The 21,705-nt window shown below is 44.9% G+C and carries 23 protein-coding genes; 19 read left to right on the top strand and 4 right to left on the bottom strand.

The features are described 5' to 3' along the window. Nucleotides 1-368 precede the first annotated feature (368 nt). The gene (gene guaB, locus GO620_RS07915; protein ID WP_157524023.1) at nucleotides 369-1,835 is read left to right on the top strand and encodes an IMP dehydrogenase; all 1,467 of its coding nucleotides are present in this window, start codon (nucleotides 369-371) and stop codon (nucleotides 1,833-1,835) included. Between the two features lie 26 nt (nucleotides 1,836-1,861). On the opposite strand, the gene GO620_RS07910 is transcribed toward guaB, so the two are convergent. Then, a complete protein-coding gene (locus tag GO620_RS07910; RefSeq protein WP_200230825.1) occupies nucleotides 1,862-2,104 on the bottom strand; it encodes a hypothetical protein in 243 nt (80 codons plus the stop codon). Nucleotides 2,105-2,279: 175 nt separating this feature from the next. Between GO620_RS07910 and fdhD the strand changes: the two genes are divergently transcribed. From fdhD to GO620_RS07885, 5 genes are all read left to right on the top strand, one after another. Continuing rightward, nucleotides 2,280-3,152, top strand: coding sequence for a formate dehydrogenase accessory sulfurtransferase FdhD (gene fdhD, locus GO620_RS07905; RefSeq protein WP_157524021.1), 873 nt, complete (start codon nucleotides 2,280-2,282; stop codon nucleotides 3,150-3,152). Continuing rightward, nucleotides 3,142-3,501 carry a DUF7009 family protein gene (locus tag GO620_RS07900; RefSeq protein WP_157524020.1) on the top strand — a complete coding sequence of 120 codons (360 nt, stop codon included), beginning with the start codon at nucleotides 3,142-3,144 and terminating at the stop codon, nucleotides 3,499-3,501. The genes fdhD and GO620_RS07900 overlap by 11 nt, the downstream gene beginning before the upstream one ends. Further along, complete coding sequence (locus GO620_RS07895; RefSeq protein ID WP_157524019.1) at nucleotides 3,494-5,806, top strand: FdhF/YdeP family oxidoreductase; 2,313 nt, start codon at nucleotides 3,494-3,496, stop codon at nucleotides 5,804-5,806. Before GO620_RS07900 ends, GO620_RS07895 begins: the two co-directional genes overlap by 8 nt. A 56-nt stretch (nucleotides 5,807-5,862) precedes the next feature. Beyond that, on the top strand, nucleotides 5,863-6,228 hold the full coding sequence (locus GO620_RS07890; protein ID WP_157524018.1) for a methionine-R-sulfoxide reductase: 366 nt from the start codon (nucleotides 5,863-5,865) through the stop codon (nucleotides 6,226-6,228). Nucleotides 6,229-6,381: 153 nt separating this feature from the next. Then, nucleotides 6,382-6,594 (top strand): cysteine-rich CWC family protein, encoded by a 213-nt coding sequence (locus GO620_RS07885; protein ID WP_157524017.1) that lies wholly within the window; start codon nucleotides 6,382-6,384, stop codon nucleotides 6,592-6,594. A 15-nt stretch (nucleotides 6,595-6,609) separates the two neighbouring features. Here the strand turns inward: GO620_RS07885 and GO620_RS07880 are convergent, their stop codons facing one another. Next, nucleotides 6,610-7,005: a hypothetical protein gene (locus GO620_RS07880; RefSeq protein ID WP_157524015.1), complete on the bottom strand. Its 396-nt coding sequence runs from the start codon at nucleotides 7,003-7,005 to the stop codon at nucleotides 6,610-6,612. A gap of 406 nt (nucleotides 7,006-7,411) precedes the next feature. On the opposite strand from GO620_RS07880, the gene GO620_RS07875 reads away from it, so the two are divergent. The 12 genes from GO620_RS07875 to GO620_RS07820 all read left to right on the top strand — a co-directional run bounded on the left by GO620_RS07875 (nucleotide 7,412) and on the right by GO620_RS07820 (nucleotide 19,079). Beyond that, nucleotides 7,412-7,630, top strand: a complete 219-nt coding sequence (locus GO620_RS07875; RefSeq protein WP_157524014.1) for a hypervirulence associated TUDOR domain-containing protein — start codon at nucleotides 7,412-7,414, stop codon at nucleotides 7,628-7,630. A gap of 53 nt (nucleotides 7,631-7,683) precedes the next feature. Continuing rightward, nucleotides 7,684-8,448, top strand: a complete 765-nt coding sequence (locus GO620_RS07870; protein ID WP_157524013.1) for an ABC transporter ATP-binding protein — start codon at nucleotides 7,684-7,686, stop codon at nucleotides 8,446-8,448. Nucleotides 8,449-8,542: 94 nt separating this feature from the next. After that, nucleotides 8,543-9,646, top strand: coding sequence for an ABC transporter permease (locus tag GO620_RS07865; RefSeq protein ID WP_157524011.1), 1,104 nt, complete (start codon nucleotides 8,543-8,545; stop codon nucleotides 9,644-9,646). Continuing rightward, a complete protein-coding gene (locus tag GO620_RS07860) occupies nucleotides 9,634-10,134 on the top strand; it encodes a hypothetical protein (protein WP_157524009.1) in 501 nt (166 codons plus the stop codon). The genes GO620_RS07865 and GO620_RS07860 overlap by 13 nt, the downstream gene beginning before the upstream one ends. Before the next feature lie 182 nt (nucleotides 10,135-10,316). Further along, nucleotides 10,317-11,615, top strand: a complete 1,299-nt coding sequence (gene eno / locus GO620_RS07855; protein WP_157524007.1) for a phosphopyruvate hydratase — start codon at nucleotides 10,317-10,319, stop codon at nucleotides 11,613-11,615. Between the two features lie 69 nt (nucleotides 11,616-11,684). Continuing rightward, the gene (locus GO620_RS07850) at nucleotides 11,685-12,137 is read left to right on the top strand and encodes a WapI family immunity protein (protein ID WP_157524005.1); all 453 of its coding nucleotides are present in this window, start codon (nucleotides 11,685-11,687) and stop codon (nucleotides 12,135-12,137) included. Nucleotides 12,138-12,259: 122 nt separating this feature from the next. Beyond that, complete coding sequence (locus GO620_RS07845) at nucleotides 12,260-13,519, top strand: DEAD/DEAH box helicase (RefSeq protein WP_157524003.1); 1,260 nt, start codon at nucleotides 12,260-12,262, stop codon at nucleotides 13,517-13,519. Between the two features lie 74 nt (nucleotides 13,520-13,593). Continuing rightward, nucleotides 13,594-13,896: an FtsB family cell division protein gene (locus GO620_RS07840; protein WP_157524001.1), complete on the top strand. Its 303-nt coding sequence runs from the start codon at nucleotides 13,594-13,596 to the stop codon at nucleotides 13,894-13,896. Between the two features lie 167 nt (nucleotides 13,897-14,063). Then, nucleotides 14,064-16,580: an outer membrane beta-barrel family protein gene (locus GO620_RS07835; RefSeq protein WP_157523999.1), complete on the top strand. Its 2,517-nt coding sequence runs from the start codon at nucleotides 14,064-14,066 to the stop codon at nucleotides 16,578-16,580. A gap of 84 nt (nucleotides 16,581-16,664) precedes the next feature. Next, a complete protein-coding gene (gene rlmH / locus GO620_RS07830; protein WP_157523997.1) occupies nucleotides 16,665-17,138 on the top strand; it encodes a 23S rRNA (pseudouridine(1915)-N(3))-methyltransferase RlmH in 474 nt (157 codons plus the stop codon). 80 nt (nucleotides 17,139-17,218) lie between these two features. Next, on the top strand, nucleotides 17,219-18,157 hold the full coding sequence (locus tag GO620_RS07825) for an aspartyl/asparaginyl beta-hydroxylase domain-containing protein (protein WP_157523995.1): 939 nt from the start codon (nucleotides 17,219-17,221) through the stop codon (nucleotides 18,155-18,157). A 4-nt stretch (nucleotides 18,158-18,161) separates the two neighbouring features. Further along, complete coding sequence (locus tag GO620_RS07820) at nucleotides 18,162-19,079, top strand: cation diffusion facilitator family transporter (protein WP_157523993.1); 918 nt, start codon at nucleotides 18,162-18,164, stop codon at nucleotides 19,077-19,079. Nucleotides 19,080-19,237: 158 nt separating this feature from the next. On the opposite strand, the gene GO620_RS07815 is transcribed toward GO620_RS07820, so the two are convergent. After that, nucleotides 19,238-19,741, bottom strand: coding sequence for a DUF5606 family protein (locus GO620_RS07815; RefSeq protein ID WP_157523991.1), 504 nt, complete (start codon nucleotides 19,739-19,741; stop codon nucleotides 19,238-19,240). A 79-nt stretch (nucleotides 19,742-19,820) separates the two neighbouring features. Beyond that, entirely contained in the window at nucleotides 19,821-20,258 is a 438-nt protein-coding gene (locus GO620_RS07810; protein WP_157523990.1) for a peptidylprolyl isomerase, read from the bottom strand. Between the two features lie 263 nt (nucleotides 20,259-20,521). On the opposite strand from GO620_RS07810, the gene GO620_RS07805 reads away from it, so the two are divergent. After that, a complete protein-coding gene (locus GO620_RS07805) occupies nucleotides 20,522-21,703 on the top strand; it encodes an asparagine synthetase B (RefSeq protein ID WP_198173530.1) in 1,182 nt (393 codons plus the stop codon). Nucleotides 21,704-21,705 lie beyond the last annotated feature (2 nt).

Here is a 21,705-nt window from a genome sequence, read left to right as displayed (position 1 = left end):
TGAGTAGCGCAAAATATTTATCACCGAAGCTGCGCGCTGACAACAGAACCTCCAATTTTCGCGTTAGGGATTGAAATGAAAACCCCGCAGTCCAAACGACATTGTTGGGACGAGGAGTTGAAATGTAAAGCCCGACCCAACGAAGGAGGGTAACGCCCATAATATTATCTTTATTCCACCTAAGACCTACTACGCACTAAAACTAATACGATATTTAAAATAAAAGTTTCTAACCTACAAGGTCTCCTAATTTATACTTTGTCCGCCGATTGTAAGTAAGCATAAATCCGAAATTGAAAATTCGAAATCCGAAATAAAACGCTACCTTTGCCCGGCAAATAACTATAACTCAAAACAGTTTATTTGCCATGCTCAACCCCTCAAAATTTATTGCCGAAGGTTTAACCTACGACGACGTATTGCTTATCCCGGCTTATTCTGAAGTTTTACCGCGCGACGTTGACACCAGCACCTATCTTACTCGCAAGATCAGGTTAAATGTGCCAATTGTTTCGGCGGCCATGGATACCGTTACAGGTTCGTCGCTGGCAATTGCCATTGCGCAGGCAGGTGGTATTGGTATACTGCATAAAAACATGACTATTGCGCAACAGGCTGAAGAAGTGCGCAGGGTGAAGCGGTCAGAAAGCGGTATGATCCAGGACCCGGTTACTGTAAGTGTTGACGCATTAGTTGGCGACGCGGTAAAGATCATGAAGGATTACAGGGTGGGGGGCATACCGGTAGTGAATGCAAATGGCAAACTGTCTGGTATCATTACAAACCGTGACCTGCGTTTCTTAAAAGATATGAGCAAACCTGTGCGCGAAGTGATGACCGGCGATGGGCTGATCACTGCACCCGAGGGCACAACTTTGCTTCAGGCAGAAGAAATTCTACAGGCACACAAGATCGAGAAGCTTCCGGTAATAAATGCCGACAATAAACTAGTTGGGCTGATCACCTTTAAGGACATCCAAAAATTTAAACATTACCCAAAAGCGTGTAAGGATGAGCATGGCAGGCTAAGGGTTGGCGCAGCTGTTGGCGTATCGGGCGATAATATCGACAGGGTAAAAGCCTTAGTTGCCGCGGGTGTGGATGTGATTGTTGTGGATACCGCACACGGACACTCAAAGGGTGTTATAGATATGGTAAAGGCAGCTAAGAGCCTTTATCCCGAATTGCAGGTCATTGCCGGAAACATTGCTACAGCCGATGCAGCGCGCGCTTTGGCCGATGCCGGCGCAGACGCGGTTAAGGTAGGAATAGGTCCGGGTTCCATTTGTACAACACGTATTGTAGCAGGCGTAGGCGTTCCGCAATTGTACGCCGTTTATGAATGTGCCGAAGCGTTGAAAGACATAGGCATACCGGTTATTGCCGATGGTGGTATTAAACAGACGGGAGATATTGTTAAAGCTATTGCCGCGGGTGCCAGTTCCATCATGGCCGGTTCGCTGTTCGCTGGTGTGGAAGAATCGCCGGGCGAAACCATCCTTTACGAAGGCCGTAAGTTCAAGTCATACCGTGGCATGGGTTCTGTCGATGCTATGGAGAAAGGCTCTAAAGACCGGTATTTCCAGGACGAAACAGACGTAGTGACTAAATTGGTACCCGAAGGTATTGTTGGCCGTGTACCTTACAAAGGTACTTTGGCAGAGGTGATCTATCAGTACATTGGCGGTTTACGTGCAGGTATGCACTACTGCGGTGCTACAGATATCCCACAATTGCAGGATGCTAAATTTGTGCGGATTACCGCTGCCGGTATGCGCGAGTCGCACCCGCATGATATCACGATCACAAAGGAAAGCCCGAATTATACGAGGTAAATATCGCTTGTTACTTTCTTTGACCGTCAAAGAAAGTAACCAAAGAAACTCGCGGCTGCACCCTGCGCTACAATGCTTGTGCTGGTTTCACGGCTTGTGGTTGCCGCACAGACTGATGCCGCATTTTTCGGTGTTGTCAATTCAGTGCCAACATATTCCGCGTTCGAAGCATCAGCGCGCAGCTTCGGTGATAAATATTTTGCGCCACTGAGGGCTTGTGTGATGAGGGCCTGCGAAATATTTTGCAGGGCAAAGGCCTTTTGCGGCAAAAGAAGCCTTGCGCTGACTTGGCATTTTTGGTTCTTTTGTTGCTAAGACAAAAGAACATAGCCCAACAGCGAATGAGCGTAGCTAACCAACATTCGCATAAGATTCTTCGCTTCTCTCTGAATGACAATTAATATTTTGCTAACATAATACCTGCATGGTTGTATATTTATAACCATGTCTAACGCTTCATCCATATCGCTGCCTGTTGTCAAAGTAAATCAGCATGGCTCAACAGAAGTTGCAGATGAGTTGGCTGTTGAAGAGCCTCTTGAGATAAGACTTGAAAGCGGCCCGGAAGAAGCGAGGTCTGTCAAAAATATCTCGGTGACGATGCGCACGCCCGGTAATGATGCAGAACTGGCAATCGGTTTTCTTTTTACTGAAGGCATTATCCAAAGCAAAGACGACGTAGCAGACGCATCGCACTGCTTTATTGCTTGCGCAGAGAATAAAGAAAATGTCATACAGGTTAATGTTAGGCCAAGCGTCACCGCCAATCTCAAAAACACTGACCGGAATTTCTACACCACCTCCAGCTGCGGGGTTTGCGGTAAAGGTTCTATAAACGCAATCCGTACGGTTGGCACTTACATTGATACGAAAGACCATAACAGCGTAAAGCAGGATATTCTTTTACAACTACCCGAAATCTTGAGGCAACAACAAGAAGTTTTTGACAGCACCGGTGGGCTGCATGCTTCGGCATTGTTCACTACCGAAGGCGATTTGATTACCCTTCGTGAAGATGTCGGCAGGCACAACGCTTTGGATAAAGTTATCGGCGCTGCGTTAATGGCAGATATGCTGCCGCTTGGCGATAAGGTATTACTCCTTAGCGGCCGCGCAAGTTTTGAGTTAGTGCAAAAGGCTGTTATGGCAGGCATCAATATTATCGCTGCGGTAGGGGCGCCTTCTACATTGGCCGTTCAGTTAGCAGCCGAATTTAATATTACACTTATAGGTTTTTTGCGGGGTAGCCGGTATAACATCTACACTGGTTCCCACCGCGTAAGACATTCTTCTCTTGTTTATAATTATGAAAGTTAGATTAAAGGCCGGCAGCCTTCGTTACAGGCTTACCCAATCAGACGTGGCGAAATTTACCAAAGAGGGCGTGGTGCACGAAATCTTAGATTTCGGCGATGATAAGTTAACTTACGTTTTGCAGCGCACCAGTCAGCCAAATATGTTTGCCACTTTTAAAAATAACATCATTACCTTATTTGTGCCCGAAAAGGATGCCGATAAATGGACCGCGACGGAAACTGTAGGCGTTGAACATAAAGGAAACCAGCTGCATTTACTGCTTGAGAAGGATTTTACCTGCCTGGAAAATGTCGACGAAGACCAGAGTGACAACTATCCCAACCCCTTAGCTAAAAAAGATCATGAGTAAGGAGCTAGAAGAACCGGCTGCATTAAACCCCGAAAAGCTGCAAGATATTGAGTTAGAGGAGCCGAAAAAGTGGGCAGCGGGTATCCCCGCGATCACCGCGTCTTTTGCTGATATTTTACAGGAAACAGGTGCAACGCGTGGTATGGGTGCGTTGCTTAAGATGAATCAAAAAGGCGGATTTGACTGTTCCAGCTGCGCCTGGCCGGACCCCGATGATGACAGGTCGCCTATTGCGGAGTATTGCGAAAATGGTGCTAAGGCCCTGGCCGAAGAAGCAACGCTAAAAAAATTAACACCTGAATTTTTTGCTGAAAATTCTGTGGCGGATCTTGCCGCATTGACCGATATGGAAATAGGTAAAAAAGGACGTATCGCGCAGCCTGTTTATTTGCCTAAGGGAGCTACACACTACCAGCCCATCAGTTGGGACGATGCCTTTAAAAAGATTGCCACTCATCTAAACGGGCTTAATTCCCCTAACGAGGCTGTCTTCTACACATCGGGTCGCACCAGTAATGAGGCTTCTTTCCTGTACCAATTATTTGTGCGCGAGTTTGGCACTAATAATATGCCCGATTGTTCTAACATGTGTCACGAAAGTACCAGCGTTGCTTTGGCAGACACCATTGGCATAGGCAAAGGAACGGTCACGCTTGACGATATTCATAACGCCGAGGTGATCATTATCATGGGCCAGAACCCCGGCACAAATCACCCGCGAATGCTTACAGCCTTGCGCAAGGCCAAAGAAAATAATGCTAAGATCATAGCTGTAAACCCGCTTAAAGAGGCCGGACTTATGGCGTTTAAAGACCCGCAAACAGTGAGAGGTTTCATCGGTACCAGCGTGCAGATTGCAGACGTTTATTTGCAGGTAAAAATCAATGGCGACATGGCATTGCTTAAGGCACTTGAGTTGTTGCTTTATCAGGCAGAACTCAAAGCACCGGGAGCCGTATTCGATAAAAAATTCATCGATGAAAATACCAGCGGTTACGAGGATCTCATAACCCACATCAAAACGTTCAACCTTAATGAACTTTCTGTAGCGTGTGGCGTACCAACCGGTTTGCTGCAGCAGGCTGCCGATATACTTGCAGCCAAAAGCAAGATAGTGATTTGCTGGGCTATGGGCATTACACAGCATGTTAACGGCGTTGCCGTGGTAAACGAGATCGTTAACTTGGCCTTACTCAAAGGCGCTATTGGAAAACCCGGCGCGGGCTTGTGCCCGGTACGTGGCCATAGCAATGTGCAGGGTAACCGAACCATGCTAATCTGGGACAAAGCCAAACCCGAACAACTAGCCAAGATCAAAGAAGTATACGGATTTGATCCACCCGAAGAGGAAGGGGTAGACGTTGTCAAAAGCATTAAAGCCATGCACGAAGGGAAGCTTAAAGTTTTCTTTGCGATGGGCGGCAATTTTTTGTCGGCTACGCCTGATACCAATTATACAGCAGAGGCCATGCGAAAACTGAAACTGTCTGTGCATGTGTCGACAAAATTAAACCGCAGCCATCTGGTGCATGGCGAAGAGGCGTTGATCCTGCCCGCTCTTGCACGCAGTGATAAGGACATGATTAACGGCATACAGCAGATTGTAAGCTGCGAAAATTCGATGGGTGTGGTGCAGGAATCAAAAGGGATGCTACAGCCTATATCAGATCAGATGATGAGCGAGCCGCTGATCGTTTGCAACCTGGCTAAAGCTACATTGGGCGCTAAAAGCATGGTGCCTTGGGACAAATACGCCGGGCATTATGATAACATCCGTGATGATATTGAAAAGGTTGTTCCGGGGCATGAGGAATATAACAAAGAAATACGTAAAAAGGGTGGTTTTTACATTCCAAATGGTCCGCGGGCAGGTAAATTCAATTCTAAAAAAGTACCGGGGAAGGCAGTTTTCAGCATTTCGCCGCTTCCTGTGCATGATATAAAAGACGGTGAATACTTTTTAACGACGATCCGCAGCCACGACCAGTTTAATACCACGGTCTATGGTTTGCATGACCGTTACCGCGGAATAAATAACGAACGTCGCGTGGTTTTAATGAATGAAAAGGACATCGCGTTAGCGGGTTTAAAAGCTGGTGATAGAGTAAATATCTCAAGTCATTACGATGGCGTTAAGCGTGAAGCAAAGCTTTTTGTTATTGTACGGTATGACATCCCTGACCGTAATGTGGCTGTTTACTATCCCGAAGGCAACATACTTGTGCCATTAGATCATGTTGCCGAGAAAAGTAATTGCCCTGCAACAAAAATGGTTTTCGTGCGCATCAATAAACACAAACCCTGAACCAGGACGTTATATCGTTAACGGGTGAAAGCGAAATCACCGGTGTAATTAGAATAATGGAATACAATAAACTGACGCCCGAAGAAGAACGGGTAATACTTCATAAAGGAACCGAACGCCCATTTACCGGCGAATTGCTAAATAATAAAGCGCAGGGCGTATACGTATGCCGCCGTTGCGACGCGCCGCTATACCGCAGCGAAGACAAGTTCGAATCATTCTGCGGATGGCCAAGTTTTGATGACGAGATCCCCGGCGCAGTACGCCGCGAAACGGATGCCGATGGTAGCCGTACTGAAATACTTTGTGCCAACTGCGGCGCGCATTTGGGCCATGTATTTACCGGCGAAAGATTTACTACTAAAAACACACGCCACTGCGTAAATTCTGTTTCTATGAAGTTTGTACCGCTGGCTGATTAGAGAAGATATCATTTACACTTTGTCATGCTGAGCCTGTCGAAGCATCTTAATGTAAGTGCCTATTCTACAAGATTCTTCGCTCCGCTCTGAATGACAATGTAAATAGTAGCCTAAGACAATTGCTTGCTTTTATGCTGTCCCGTAAATTTGCAAATGCTTACATCTTCAAAACATGAGATCATCCGCTGCGACAGGTGCGGTTCAGCTTTCGAGTGTAAAGCAAATTCTTATACCAAATGTGAATGCACTAAGGTACAACTGACGATAAATGAAACGCAATACATCAGTGAAAGTTATGACGGGTGCCTATGCAACTCTTGCCTTGTTACGCTGAGAAATGAATTTCAGGAGCAAATCCGTTCTTGATTGTTAAATCTCAATTTACTCTTTCACATATACCTCGCCCTTATAAGGGCTCAATGCTGAGTGATAACTAAAGCCCGCCACGTGAAGCAGGTAATACGTCATGATATCGCACCAGCATATCTCGTCATGAAACATGGGCACCTTAGGGAACGTGCCTTCTTGCTTGCTTTCTTCTTTGTTATAAATATACTCGCCGCCATGTTTCTTGATCCATTCACGGAATAAGTCGAACTCTTTAGGGTTGGAAAAGACAATTTTGAAATGGGTCTCTTCTGTAACCGACTTCAGATCGTCGTTCATGTAGTGGTGAAACTTGTGTCTGTGGCGTATTATCTTTGCTGTTTGCATATACCGGCTGATGTGAAATACCTTAACAACGGTTATCCGCAATAGTTCGCTGATAGTTTTCACCGCCAAGTCATTATTCGGCCAGCGGTATATTTCGTTTACCGAAGAAATGCCGTCGCTTACCTAAAACCGTTCGGCAAAACGCACCGTACGATACAACTTTGTAGTGTCAACAAAACAAAAGATCATGAAAACACTACTCATCAACACCGTCATTTACCTCATTGAAAAAGCCGAGGTATTGATCCACATATTTCATACGCTTACGAATTAATCGGCACAAAATGCCAGTTAGTCAATAAATAGCCATAATGGCAACCCGACAGCGCAATTTTAGCGTAGTGAAAGAAAGTGTACATCTGCCTATGAAATTCTTTACCGGTTTAGTTGCGCTGTTGTTTTTGGTGGGCACCTGTTGGCACCGACATTAAACAGGCACTCTTTTTGCACCCCTTCCTTAAAGGCAATCATGAAAAAAGGAGATACCGTACACTGGGAATGGGGCGCGCACGAAGCCGAAGGCAAAGTGGTAAAGAAAGAAACCAAGACTGTTAACAAGAGAATTAAAGGAGCCGAAGTTAAGCGCAAGGGCACTAAAGAGGAACCTGCGGTCACTCTGAAGACCGACAAAGGCCAAACCGTTTTAAAATCTGAAAGCGAACTGAAAAAAGGGCCGAAGAAGAAATAACGGTTCCGAAAAATTCTCTCAATTTTTACCCGGCTAAATATTACATTTAGCGTATGGTAAAAGACCCCATTATCAAGGTAAGTAACCTGGTAAAAAAGTACGATGATTTTACTGCGGTAAATGGCATCAGTTTCGAAGTTTTTGAAGGCGAAATATTCGGCTTGCTTGGCCCCAACGGAGCCGGCAAAACCACCACGCTCGAAATTATTGAAACCTTACGTGATAAAACCTCTGGCGAGGTGATCGTCGACGGCTACAACGTTGATGCCGACCCGGGTAACATTAAAAAGCGCATTGGCGTACAGTTACAGGCTGCGGGATATTACCCTAACCTTAACCTTGCGGAGTTAGTTAAACTTTTCTGTGGTTTGTATGGGGTGGAGGTAAGCCCTATGGAAATGCTGGAGAAGGTGGCGCTCACTGATAAAGCCAAAGCCAAATACAAAGACCTTTCGGGCGGGCAAAAGCAGCGGTTCTCAATAGCTACGACACTCATTAACTCACCGCGCATTGTTTTCCTGGACGAACCTACTACCGGCCTTGATCCGCAGGCACGCCGCAACCTTTGGGACCTGATACGCGATATTCGCGCTGCAGGCACCACAGTAGTTATCACCACCCATTATATGGATGAAGCAGAGGTGCTGTGCGACCGTGTTGCCTTTGTAGACGGCGGGCAGATCATCGGCATAGACACACCCGATAAATTTATTGATAACCTGGTAGCATCGGGCTTTGAGCGTAAAAAGGAAGTGAAGAACGCTAACCTCGAGGATGTATTTATAAACCTCACGGGTAAGGAGTGGAGAGAGAATTAGCTAATAGCTGATAGACCATAGACCTTGGCATCACAATTAATCAAATCAAATTTTAAAACTCCCTCTCCTTTGGAGAGGGTTGGGGAGAGGTAAAATGAGTAACCAAAAACCATACAGCAATTTAAACGCCACGCTTGCCATAGCCAGGGCAAGTTTAAGATCTATACTGCGCAGCCCATCGGCCGTGGTATTTACACTGGCTTTTCCGCTCATCTTCATCGTTGTATTTGCCAATATCGGCGGGGGCGGTGTAACGGTAGATGTAGGTGTCGCGAAAGGTGCTGATACGTTGAGCCCTATCTACAAAGCGTTGACGACCGTTAGTGTGGTGCGTTTAAATACTCAATTAACCGACAGCCTGCTTAAAAAGAACCTCGAAAAGGGCAGTCTCGACGCGGTCATCGACATTAAAAAACAGAATGCCCAACCTCCGTATGTGGTAAACGTTAAGTACACCAAAGCTTCATTAGAGAAAGGCAATATCCTTAAGTCTTTGTTAAACAGTATTTTATTCAGAATAAATAGTGCGGTTAGTACAGCGCCTCCGCCGGTTGTTTCGCTCAAAGAAGAAACAGTAAGCGGCCGCGAGTACAAATACATTGATTTTATATTACCCGGGCAGCTTGGTTTCTCATTGTTAAGCACGGGTGTGTTCGGCACAGCCTTCGTATTCCTTAGTTTAAGGCAAACGCTGGTGATCAAACGCTTTTTTGCCACTCCGGTAAAACGTTATAGCATCATCCTTGGCGAGATGCTTGCACGGATCACCTTTGGTTTAACCGGTGCCTTGTTCATTATCCTCATCGGCCATTATGCATTTGGCTTTACGTTGATACATGGCTGGACAACGGTCATAAACATGCTCATCCTGGCGTTCTTTGGTTTGCTGATTTTTATGGGTTTTGGTTTTACGGTGTCGGGCCTGGCTAAGAATGAAAGTTCAGTTCCGCCGATATCAAACCTCATCACTTTACCACAGTTCTTATTATCGGGCACTTTCTTCTCAACCAGCGCGTTCCCAAAAATATTACAACACATTAGCGAAGTGTTACCGCTTACGCATCTCAATAATGCTATGCGCCAAGTGGCTTTCGAGGGCGCCGGAATTGGTGACGTTGGCAAAGAGTTATTGATCCTTTTAGCATGGGGTGTGGTGATCTATGGCGTGGCAATCAAGACGTTCAAGTGGGAAGTTTAGAGCACTGGCAAGTAACAAAATCGATATTTGGAATAGCAACTTTTTGTTTAATTTTCATTTGTAATCAACCGAAAACATTACGTAAGTACCAAGAACACGCCATTCCCAAACTTGAAATTGATAGTTCGTTAACAGCAGGGAAAAATGTCTTTTATTATAGGCTACTATTGAAAGTTGGTAAAGAAACACGCGAACTATATAGGGTTAAGAACAGAGATCACAGTATTGAATTTAAAAGGCAGCGAATAAAACAACCCTTACAATTTATAAGCTACGAAGTCTATGACCTTCCAACTGGCGTAACCTGGAATGTTTTATTCCATTCAATATCAAAGCTTTGCTATGTAACGGACCATTACGATTTCGAAGCTATGGGAGATAAATTGATTGCTAATAGCGTCGATTTCAATCACATGACCGCAAAAGTTTTGACATATCGAACAAAAAGAATTTATACTATAAAACTAAAAAAGATCTGGCCTGAATAACCTGTTGGTATTAATTAGTTTATGCTGTTGCAATAAAGACGTTCAAGTGGGAAGTGTAAATTCTTGAATACAAATTCTCAAAGTGTCCATTAAACACAAATAAACTTTCGATTTTCCGTTTTTGCTTTAACTTAGCAACCGATTTGTAAATTTTTACAATGACCATTAAAAACTGACTACACATGAGCTTAATTATTGACGTTCACGCCCGCCAGATACTCGATTCGCGCGGCAATCCTACCATTGAGGTTGAAGTTTTGACAGAAAACGGCGCATTAGGCCGTGCCGCTGTTCCGTCTGGTGCATCAACAGGTGCGCATGAGGCGGTAGAACTTCGTGACAACGACAAATCTAAATTTATGGGCAAAGGCGTGTTAACCGCCGTTGCCAACGTAAATGATATAATTGCTAAAGAACTGCAAGGCGTAGACGTTTTTGAGCAAAACGCTATCGACGCATTAATGATAGAATTAGACGGTACAGAAAATAAAGGTAAATTAGGGGCTAACGCAATTTTAGGTGTTTCTTTAGCAGTGGCTAAAGCTGCAGCACAAGAAAGCCGTCAGCCGTTGTACCGCTATGTAGGTGGGGTTAACGCCAACACATTGCCTATTCCAATGATGAACATCGTTAACGGTGGTTCTCACTCAGACGCGCCTATCGCATTCCAGGAGTTTATGATCATGCCTGCAGGCGCACCGTCATTTTCTGAAGCATTGCGCTGGGGTACAGAGGTGTTCCACAACCTGAAGAAGATCTTGCATGACCGAGGCCTTTCTACAGCAGTGGGCGACGAAGGTGGTTTTGCACCGACCTTTGACGGTACAGAGGATGGCGTTGAAACCATTTTAAAAGCTATCGAGAAGGCGGGCTATGTACCGGGAAAAGACATTTTCCTGGCGTTTGATTGTGCTGCGTCGGAGTTTTACGTTGACGGCAAATATGACTACACTAAATTTGAAGGCAATAAAGGGGCTATCCGCACCAGCGAAGAGCAAGCAGAATACCTGGCATCGTTAGCGGCTAAATATCCTATCATTTCTATTGAAGACGGTATGGCCGAAGATGACTGGGATGGCTGGAAAACATTGACCGAAAAAGTTGGTGATAAGGTTCAGTTAGTTGGCGACGATTTGTTTGTAACCAATGTTAAACGTTTACAACAAGGCATCGATCAGGATATCGCTAATTCGATATTGGTAAAGGTTAACCAGATAGGTTCTTTAACTGAGACCATCAACGCGGTGTCGCTGGCACAAACCAACGGTTATACATCTGTAATGAGCCACCGCTCTGGCGAGACAGAAGACGCAACTATCGCCGACTTAGCAGTAGCGTTAAATTGCGGTCAGATCAAAACCGGTTCGGCTTCACGTTCAGACAGGATCGCTAAATACAACCAGTTGTTACGTATAGAAGAGGAGCTTGGCGCTAACGCTAAGTTCATCGGTAAAGATTTTAAATACGTTAAGAACAGGTAATTAGCAATAATTTTATAGATTTAATATCCGTTAACATCCTGCTAACGGATATTTTTTTTATCAAATTTTATGAAAGAAAGTTTTTGTGTCACAAACGGCGTCCATAAAATAGAGATAATATTCGGCGAAGTGTTGGGATTTCCAGATACTACTACGTTTCTCGGAGGATATGATATTAAAGGTTTAGTGAACATTAAGGCTGGATGCTTCATTGGGGCATGCGCCATTTGGACTTCAACCGGCCAAATGTTTGAGTTATATACCCAATTGTCTAAGATTAATAACGTACTTAAAGGCGAAGTTAGTTTTTCCAATTATTACGACGATAACCTAAAATTTAAATTAGTCTATGATAGTCTAGGCCATGTTGCGGTGACCGGAACCCTTTATGAGTCCAGCGAGCCAGAAAACGTTTTAGGGTTTGAATTCACAACTGATCAAACGTTTATAAGTAAGACGGTGAGTCAATTATCCAGCATAATTAAAACATATGGTGATAGTAGAGGGATAATTAGCCGATAATGCTTCACCTTCGTTAAGGGCCTTTAATACGACGTCTCACATAGATAATATTCTGTATATTTGCACAAAATCACAGGGCACATTTTATAGTACATCTCAACAGCCCATTGCAAATCAGATAAATGTTATTTCAGGATCTTAAATTAATTGAGCCTATCCTCAAGGCTTTAAAAATAGAGGGATATACCACGCCTACGCCAATCCAGGAACAAGCTATACCCATTATTTTACAGCACAAAGACCTTTTGGGTTGCGCGCAAACAGGCACCGGTAAAACGGCAGCGTTCGCCATTCCCGTGCTGCAAAATCTTTATAACAACCGTACGCAGCACAAGGAACAAAAAACCATTAAAGCCCTGGTGCTTACCCCAACCCGCGAACTGGCTATACAAATAGATGAAAGTTTCGCCGCTTACGGCCGGCACACCGGTATTAAGCACGCAGTAATATTTGGCGGGGTATCACAAAACCCGCAGGTGGATGCCTTGCGTCGCGGAATAGATATATTGGTAGCCACGCCCGGCCGTTTGCTCGATTTGATGAACCAGCGTTTTGTGAACCTTTCGCACCTGCAGGTTTTAATTTTAGACGAGGCCGACCGTATGCTGGATATGGGCTTTGTGAATGATGTAAAAAAGATCATCGCTAAAGTACCGGCTAAAAGGCAAACGCTGTTTTTCTCGGCTACCATGCCTAAGGAGATACAGACACTTGCGGATACGATATTGTACAAACCAGAAAAGGTAGAGGTTACACCTGTTTCTTCGACTGCAGATACGATCAACCAATCGGTTTATTTTGTAGGTAAGCCGGATAAGAAACTGTTGCTTTCGCACATCCTGAAAGACAAGAGCATCGGCCGTGTGTTGGTATTTACCCGCACCAAACATGGTGCTGATAAAGTGGTGAAAGACCTGCACAAAGCAGGGGTGACTGCCGAGGCCATTCATGGTAACAAATCGCAAAATGCCCGCCAACGCGCCTTAACCAATTTTAAGAACAGCACTACAAGGGTTTTAGTGGCTACGGATATCGCGGCGCGCGGTATAGATGTTGACGATCTAAGCCACGTTATCCAATATGAGTTACCAGAGATACCGGAAACGTATGTACACCGCATTGGCCGTACAGGCAGGGCAGGCTTAAATGGTACGGCTTTCGCCTTTGTAGATGAAGAAGAAAAAGACCTGCTTAAAGATATTCATAAACTGATAGGTAAAACTATTCCGGTGGATGCTGCCCACCCATATCCGTTAAAGGAGCTGACTGCTGCCGAGCGCGTAAAGCTGGAACTGCAGCAAAAAGAAAATAAGGCTAACAAGGCATCGCAACCAAAACGTGGCCGCGGATTTGGCCGTGGCGGGAATAAAGGCAGGCGTTGATATGTTGATTAATATTCTTTGCAACTTGTTTAACTAATTCTTTATATTTATTCCATCAATCACAACCTGCTGATATGCAACGCCTTTTAAACCTGGTACGCAATAAATATTTTTTGGTAACGGTAGCCTTTGCCGTTTGGATGATCTTCTTTGATAAGAACGATGTGTACACCCAGTACCAGCAGCACCAGCAGGTAAACAAGCTTAAACAAGAGCGCGACTTTTACCAAAAGGAAACCGAGCGGGTATCTAAAGACTTGGAAGAACTTACCAGTGACAAGGCCCGTTTAGAGAAATTTGCCCGCGAAAAGTACTTCATGAAAAAAGAAAATGAAGATGTTTTTGTAGTGGTGAAACAAAAATCAAGCGACAAATAATCCGCGCCTTAAAGTCGGTAACTCACTCATAGTCAATATCATAATCGGCGTATAATTTCGTTCCTGGTGTATTTGTTACACTTTTGTTACGTTGTTTTTTTAAATTAATTAAAACAACCTGTAACATTTCCTATTTTCGCGCCTCTAATTCCCAAAAATCATTCTAAATGAAACGTATAATACTACTTTTCGCAATTATTTCACTTGCAATATCTGCCAAAGCGCAAATGGGCGTAGGCGGCGGAGGTTCTACAATTACCGGCCGTATATCGGGCGTTGTAATCGACTCAATTTCTAAAAAACCCCTTGACTATGCTACTGTAAGTATCTTCCGCAGCGGCGGTAAAGTGCCTCTGAACGGTGTACTGACCGACTCGAAAGGTAGCTTTAAACTGGACAATGTTAAAGCCGGTAAATGGAAAATTGTGGTAAGCTTCATCGGCTACCCAAATAAAACTATCGACCCGGTTACAACAACTTTATCAAAACCCGATATGAATATCGGCGAAGTGGTTGTAGCCCCAAGCTCAAAAACATTAAACGAGGTTAAAGTAACCGGTCAGAAAGCACTGATCGAAAACCATATCGACAAGATTGTTTTTAATGCAGAGAAAGATATCACCTCTACGGGTGGTAACGCCAGCGATGTGTTACAAAAAGTGCCTTTGGTTGCAGTAGACATTAACGGTAATGTTTCTGTACGCGGCGACCAAAACGTGCGTGTATTGATCAACGGTAAACCATCAGGTGCTATGTCGGCCAGCGTGTCAGACGTATTAAAAACCATCCCTGCAGACCAGATCAAAAGCGTAGAGGTGATCACTTCACCGTCTGCAAAATATGACGCGGAAGGTTCTGCCGGTATCATCAACATCATTACTAAGCAGAAAAACGTATCAGGTATCAGCGGATCTATCAGCGGTGGTGTAGGTACACGCCAAAACAATGGTAATGCCAACATTAACTATAATCAAAACCGTTTTAGCTTATCTGCAAACGCAGGCGGTAACTTTACATGGCCTCAAAAATCTATCACCACCTTTAACCAGGTGTTTAACGCGGGCAACGCCAATGACCATACCTTAAACAGTACGTCTGAAAGTACCATTAAACGTTATGGCGCCATTGGTTCTGTTACAGCAGGTTACGATGTAAACAATTATAACAGTTTCAGCTCAACAATCCGTTTAAACCAGGGTGGTTTTAACATAGAGGGTAACTCTGCAGCAAAACTTGCAGGCTTTGCCGATGCGACACGTAACTTAAGCTACACCGGCACTACTACAAACCACAACAAGTTTGGTGGCTTTGACTGGAACCTTGACTACACACATAAGTTTAAGAAAGAAGGTGAGGAGTTGACCATATCAGGCCAATGGAGCCACAGCATTGTAAATACAGACTACCTTAACTTTTACACTGCCGTTAACCCTAACCAAAAAGGCAGCAATGATGGCCGCAACAACGAGTATACCGGTCAGGTTGACTACACCCTGCCAGCTACCAAATTCTTAAAGATAGAAGCTGGTGGCAAAACCATCGTCAGAAAGCTGAACAGTAACTATCAGGTTTACGGCCTAAACGGCGGTAGCTTTGTATTAGATAACAACAACTCGAACATTTATGATTACGATCAGAACGTGGTTGCAGGTTACAGCGTTTTAACGTTTACACTTCCAAAAAGCTACTCTATTTTGGCTGGTGCACGTTATGAAAACACAGACATTAAAGGTAACCCGGAAACAGTGCTTACCGGCCTAACCGGCTTTAGCCAAAACTATGGTACGTTTATCCCGAGCTTGACATTGCAAAAAATGATCAACTCTACCAATACCATCAAGTTAAGCTACAGCAAACGTATACAACGCCCAAGCTTGTTGTTATTAAACCCGTTCATCAACCGTGCTAACCCGCAAAGCCAAAGCGTTGGTAACCCAACATTGGCACCGGAAGTTTCGCAAACGGTAGAGTTCAACTACAATACGTTTATTGGTACATCGATCATCAACGCGTCTGTTTATTATAAACAAACTAATGGCCTGATCGAGGGTATCTTAACGCCGCTTAGCGAGGTGTTAGACGGTACGTTAATTACCGGTACAAGATCTACTAACCAAAACATCGGTCAAAACCATTCTGTAGGTGGCAGCATCTTTGGTTCTGTTAACCCGGTTAAATGGTTAACGCTTCGCGGTAGCATCAATGCTTATACCTACAACCCTAAAGTTTATTCGCAATACGCGTCGTTCTTTAGCCAAACCGGTGTTTACTGGCAGTACACAGGCTTTGCCAGCGCCTCTGTAGACTTTGGTAAAGGCTTTATTGCCGAGGGCTTTGGTTTTACTAACTCTGCCCGTCGTACTATACAAGGTACCAGCCCGTCGTTCGGTATCTATGTAATAGGTGTTAAAAAACAATTCTGGGACAAGAAAGCTTCCCTTGGTTTCAACACAGTTACGCCGTTTAGCGAAAACAAATACTTTAACCAGGATATCACCAGCGCAGGCTTTAGCCAGCACAGCAGCACCGCGTTCCCGTTCCGCTCGTTCGGTATCAGCTTTAGCTACAACTTTGGTAAGCTAAACTTTAGCGCCGAGAAGAAAAAAGGTATTAACAATGATGATATCAAACAAGGTGACCAAAACGGCGGCGCACCAGGTGGTGCACCAAGTGGTGGCCGATAAGTAATTCGAAACCGACTTTACACACAGCCGACCCCTAACAGGGTCGGCTTTTTTGTTGCCGCCGATTGTGCTAATTTTGGCCTCATGAAGATCACCCTGATTACTGTTGGAAAGACCGAAGACGCCTATGTTAAGGAGGGGATAGACAAGTATTTGAAACGGCTGAAACATTATTGTAAAGCAGAGATAGTTGATCTGCCCGAATTAAAAAATACGAAGGCGCTATCAGAAGATCAGCAGAAAAGCAAGGAAGCCGAGCTGATTTTAAAGCGGATTAATGCAACTGATTTTGTGATCCTGCTGGATGAGAACGGAACAGAATACACCTCGGTTAAGTTCTCGAACTACTTAAACAATAAGGCTATAGCCTCGATTTCAAATCTTGTTTTTGTAGTGGGAGGGCCCTATGGTTTCGACCGAACAGTACATGAGCGTGCGAACGATAAGCTATCACTTTCTAAGATGACCTTCTCGCACCAAATGGTACGGTTGTTTTTTGTAGAGCAACTATACCGTGCGTTCACCATTATAAAAGGGGAGCCTTACCATCACCGATAGTCAGCCATATCTAATTACTATCCAGCAACTTTGGTTTTAAAGGGCTTTAATGGTAATTTTGATAAAGTTAATCCCGTTACATGCAATCCATTTTACATGAATTACTGTCTGTAAAGTTCTTTATACTTTATAGTTTGATCATAGCAACCGTTATTGTGCACTACCGTGGCAGGGTACGGTATAAGTTTTTCCGCCAGGTGTCAGATCATTCTACCTTTATGGCGCCCATCAATGTGCCTATGTACGCCTTGTCCGCGGTAGAGAACAAACCCTATATCAGCACGGCCAATTTTCCACAGTTGAATCTGCTTAAAACCAATTGGCAAACTATCCGGGATGAAGCTATCCAGCTTGAACAAGCCGAGCTGATAAAAGGCTCTGACACGCTGAACGATGTTGGTTTTAACTCATTTTTTCGCCGCGGATGGAAACGTTTTTATTTAAAATGGTATGGTGATTTTCACCCGTCGGCAATGCAGCATTGCCCGCAAACCGTGGAGTTTTTGAAGAATACGCCAAACATAAAGGCTGCCATGTTCGCGGTTTTGCCGGCAGGTAGCCAACTAATGCCCCATCGCGACCCATACGCCGGTTCGCTGCGTTACCATTTAGGTTTGATCACGCCAAACTCAGAGATGTGCAACATCGTTGTTGACGGGCAGCCTTATGCCTGGAAAGACGGAGACGATGTAATGTTCGATGAAACCTACATTCACCATGCCCATAATGATACAGATAAAGACCGCTTGATATTGTTCTGCGATGTTGAACGCCCTGTTAAAACCATTTTCGGCCGTGCGTGGAACAGTTTCTTTGGCTGGTTTATCATCGCGTCTGCAGCTTCGCCAAACATGGGGACGGACAAGACCGGTAACATAAATAAGATTTTCAGGTACGTATACTCTATTCGCCTGGTAGGCAAAAGGTTAAAGGCGTTTAACCGAACTTTATACTATGCGGTAAAATACGCACTGATGCTGCTGATACTTTGGGCTTTATTTTTAAGGCACTTTATATAGCAGCATGGCCCTCGATCACGACCACTCGCACCACCATCATAACCATGCTCCAAAGCTTGATCACATCAACACCGCGTTTATAGTTGGTATCCTGCTTAATTCGGCATTCGTTGTGGTAGAAGCTGTAGTTGGCTGGGCGCAGGGTTCATTGTCGTTATTGACAGACGCCGGACATAACCTTAGTGACGTGGCAAGTTTAGCTTTAGCATTGCTGGCATTTAAACTGGCAAAGAAAAGCTCGACCTCACGTTATACATACGGCTATAAACGGTCCACAATTATTGTTTCTTTAATTAACGCGGTCATTCTGTTAGCAGCCGTCGCGATCATTGCTTACGAGGCCGCCATGCGGCTTTTGCATCCTCATCCTTTAGAGGGGATCACCATTGCGTGGGTAGCCCTGGCAGGCATCGGCGTGAACGCTGTTACTGCTTTCCTTTTTGTAAAGGATAAAGATAAAGACCTGAATATTAAAGGCGCATACTTGCACATGGCGGTCGACGCGCTGGTATCGCTTGGTGTGGTCATATCCGGAGTGGTTATTTACTTCACCCACCTGTACATTATTGATAGTATTGTTAGCCTCGTTATTGTGGTTGTCATCATAGCCGGCACCTGGCGCTTGTTAAAACATAGCGTGATATTGGAAATGGACGGCGTACCGGCCGAAATGGACCTGGAGAAAATAAAAGCAGAATTATTAAAAGGCAAAGGCGTAGTTGATGTGCATCACATACACGTTTGGGCGCTAAGTACCACCGAAAACGCCCTGACCGCGCATATCGTGGTCGACAAGGAAAATATCGTCCACTTCAATACCATTAAAAAAGACCTGCGCCACCGCTTAGAACATCTTGAGATTTCGCATTGCACCTTTGAGGCCGAACTGGTGACAGAGAAGTGCGAACAGGTGGAGTGTTAAGGTTTTGCCTCACCCAACCCTCTCCCAAGGAGAGGGCTAAGCGATTTATAGCAGTATGTGTCATTGCGAGACACGAAGCAATCTCAGAGGACATTCTATCGCATATGCTAAGATTGCCGCGCTTCGCTCGCAATGACATGGTAGATGATAAGCTTCTTCTATTTCTTAGCAGCCGCTTTCTTAGCCTTCGGCTTTGCCTCAGCTGCAGCAGGTTCTGCAATTTTTTCAGCAGGTATTTCGACAGCAGGCTCTTCAGCAGCAACCGGTGCATCATCATTTGCTGCCTCATTAAAACCGGGATGATCTTTTAAGATGCCAAACCAGCTGATCACCTTCTTTATGTCAGAACTGTAAACCCGGCTTTCATCATGGTCGGGGGCAACTTCGTAGAAGTAAGCGCGCAGCTTGTTTCCGTCGGCTTTAGGGTCTGGAATATCAGTGGTCGACTTCATTTTCTCTAACACATCGGTCAGTTTAATGTCGTCTTCGTTACCAAAAATAGTGATCTCGTCAAGCGCAGCTAACTTCGCTGTAGCTGTGTTAACTACTAATTTGGTTTTAGCCGCATCAAGGCTTTCTAAAACAAAGCCGGTTTTATTTTGCGCAATGGCCCGCCAAAGACCGGGTTTTCCCGATACGGCAACTATTCCGTGTATATTCATATGATTTAGTTGTCTATTATCAGTTATGAATTGTGTGCAATTTTATTTGCAACCTATAACTCACAACTCACAACAGAATTTATCCTTCTATAACTTCAACGCCGGTAATTTTATCACCCTGGCGGATCTGGTCAACCACTTCGACGTTCTCTACCACTTTACCAAAGCAAGTATGGTTGCGGTCAAGGTGGGCTGTATTATCGCGGCTATGGCAGATAAAAAATTGTGAGCTGCCGGTGTTGCGGCCCGCGTGTGCCATTGACAGCACACCACGATCGTGATATTGGTTACCGCCTGTTAATTCGCAATCAATACGTTTGCCAGAACCGCCCGCGCCTGTACCTGTTGGGTCGCCGCCCTGTACAACAAAATTAGGGATCACACGGTGGAACGTTACGCCATTGTAGAACCCGCTTTTAGCCAGGTCTAAAAAGTTTTTAACGGTATTAGGGGCATCCTGATCGTAGAATTCAACGGTCATGTCGCCTTTTTCTGTTTTGATTATTGCTTTGCTCATAGGGTGGCAAAGGTAAGAATAATGTGTGTAAACATAAACGTCATTGCGAGAAGTGCCGATAGGGACGACGTGGCAATCCCCGATTAGTTGAGCCTAATTTGGAGATTGCTTCGTCATGATATTCCTCGCAATGACGCCCGGTTGTAATAGCTTCATTAAATATTCGTTAATTTAGTTACCGCATGCATAAGTTCCAATACCTTTTAGCTTTCTCCTTTCTCCTTTTATCCTTATTCACAAAAGCGGCTTCCATTCTCATCCCGATGGACGAGGCGCAGAAAGATCACCTCAAGTCTTACGGTATTGCTTTTTGGGTGTTAAAGAACGGGCAGGAATTAAACTGGCTGCTTAATTATCGTGGCGGCAGTTTCATGACGGGATACGCCAAGAACATAGAAGACGAGTGCAAGATACGCGGGGTAAGCTACGAGGTTTTAGCCGACGCAAAGGCCAATAGTGTTTTAGCAGAGATCAACGACCCCTCTGCCAATATGGATGTAGTGAAGCTGGAAAAGGCACCACACGTGGCCGTGTATTCGCCTAAAAGCAAATTGCCGTGGGACGATGCCGTTACCCTGGTATTAAAATACGCCGAGATACCCTACGACGTTTTGTATGACGAAGAAGTGATACGCGGCGACCTGCCCAAATATGATTGGCTGCACCTGCACCACGAAGATTTTACCGGGCAGTACAGCAAGTTTTACGCGGCTTTCAGGACAACGCCCTGGTATGTTGACGATGTAAAAGGGCAGGAGGCCATGGCGCATAAACTGGGTTTCAAAAAAGTATCGCAAATGAAACTGGCCGTAGCACAGCACATACGCGATTTTTCCGCCGGCGGCGGATTTCTGTTTGCCATGTGCAGTGGGACAGATACCTTTGACATTGCGCTGGCTGCTGCGAATACGGATATTTGTGAGCCCATGTTCGACCATGACCCGGCTGCGCCTGATGCACAACAAAAACTGGACTTCGGTCAGACTTTTGCTTTTCAGAATTTTTACCTGGATCAAAATCCTATGTCGCATATCTTCAGCAACATCGACGATACCTACACCCGCCGTGTGAACCGTGAGGAAGACTTTTTCACGCTGTTCGATTTTTCGGCCAAGTGGGATGTGGTGCCAAGCATGCTTACCCAAAACCACGATAAGGTGATCAAAGGCTTTATGGGCCTGACAACCGCTTACAATAAATCTGTTTTAAAGCCCGGCGTTACCGTAATGGGCGAAATGAAAACCGCCAACGAAGCGCGCTACATCCACGGGGAATATGGCAAAGGCCAGTGGACGTTTTACGGCGGCCATGATCCCGAAGACTACCAGCACAGCGTAGGCGACCCGCCGACTGATCTGAAATTGCACCCCAACTCGCCCGGCTACCGCCTTATTCTGAACAACGTTTTGTTCCCCGCAGCGAAGAAAAAAAAGCAGAAAACGTGATA

It is taken from the genome of Mucilaginibacter ginkgonis (assembly GCF_009754905.2).
GTDB classification, from domain to species: Bacteria; Bacteroidota; Bacteroidia; order Sphingobacteriales; family Sphingobacteriaceae; genus Mucilaginibacter; species Mucilaginibacter ginkgonis.
The sequence above is the reverse complement of the archived record's forward strand: the minus strand, read 5'-3'. Positions and strand labels throughout refer to the sequence as shown.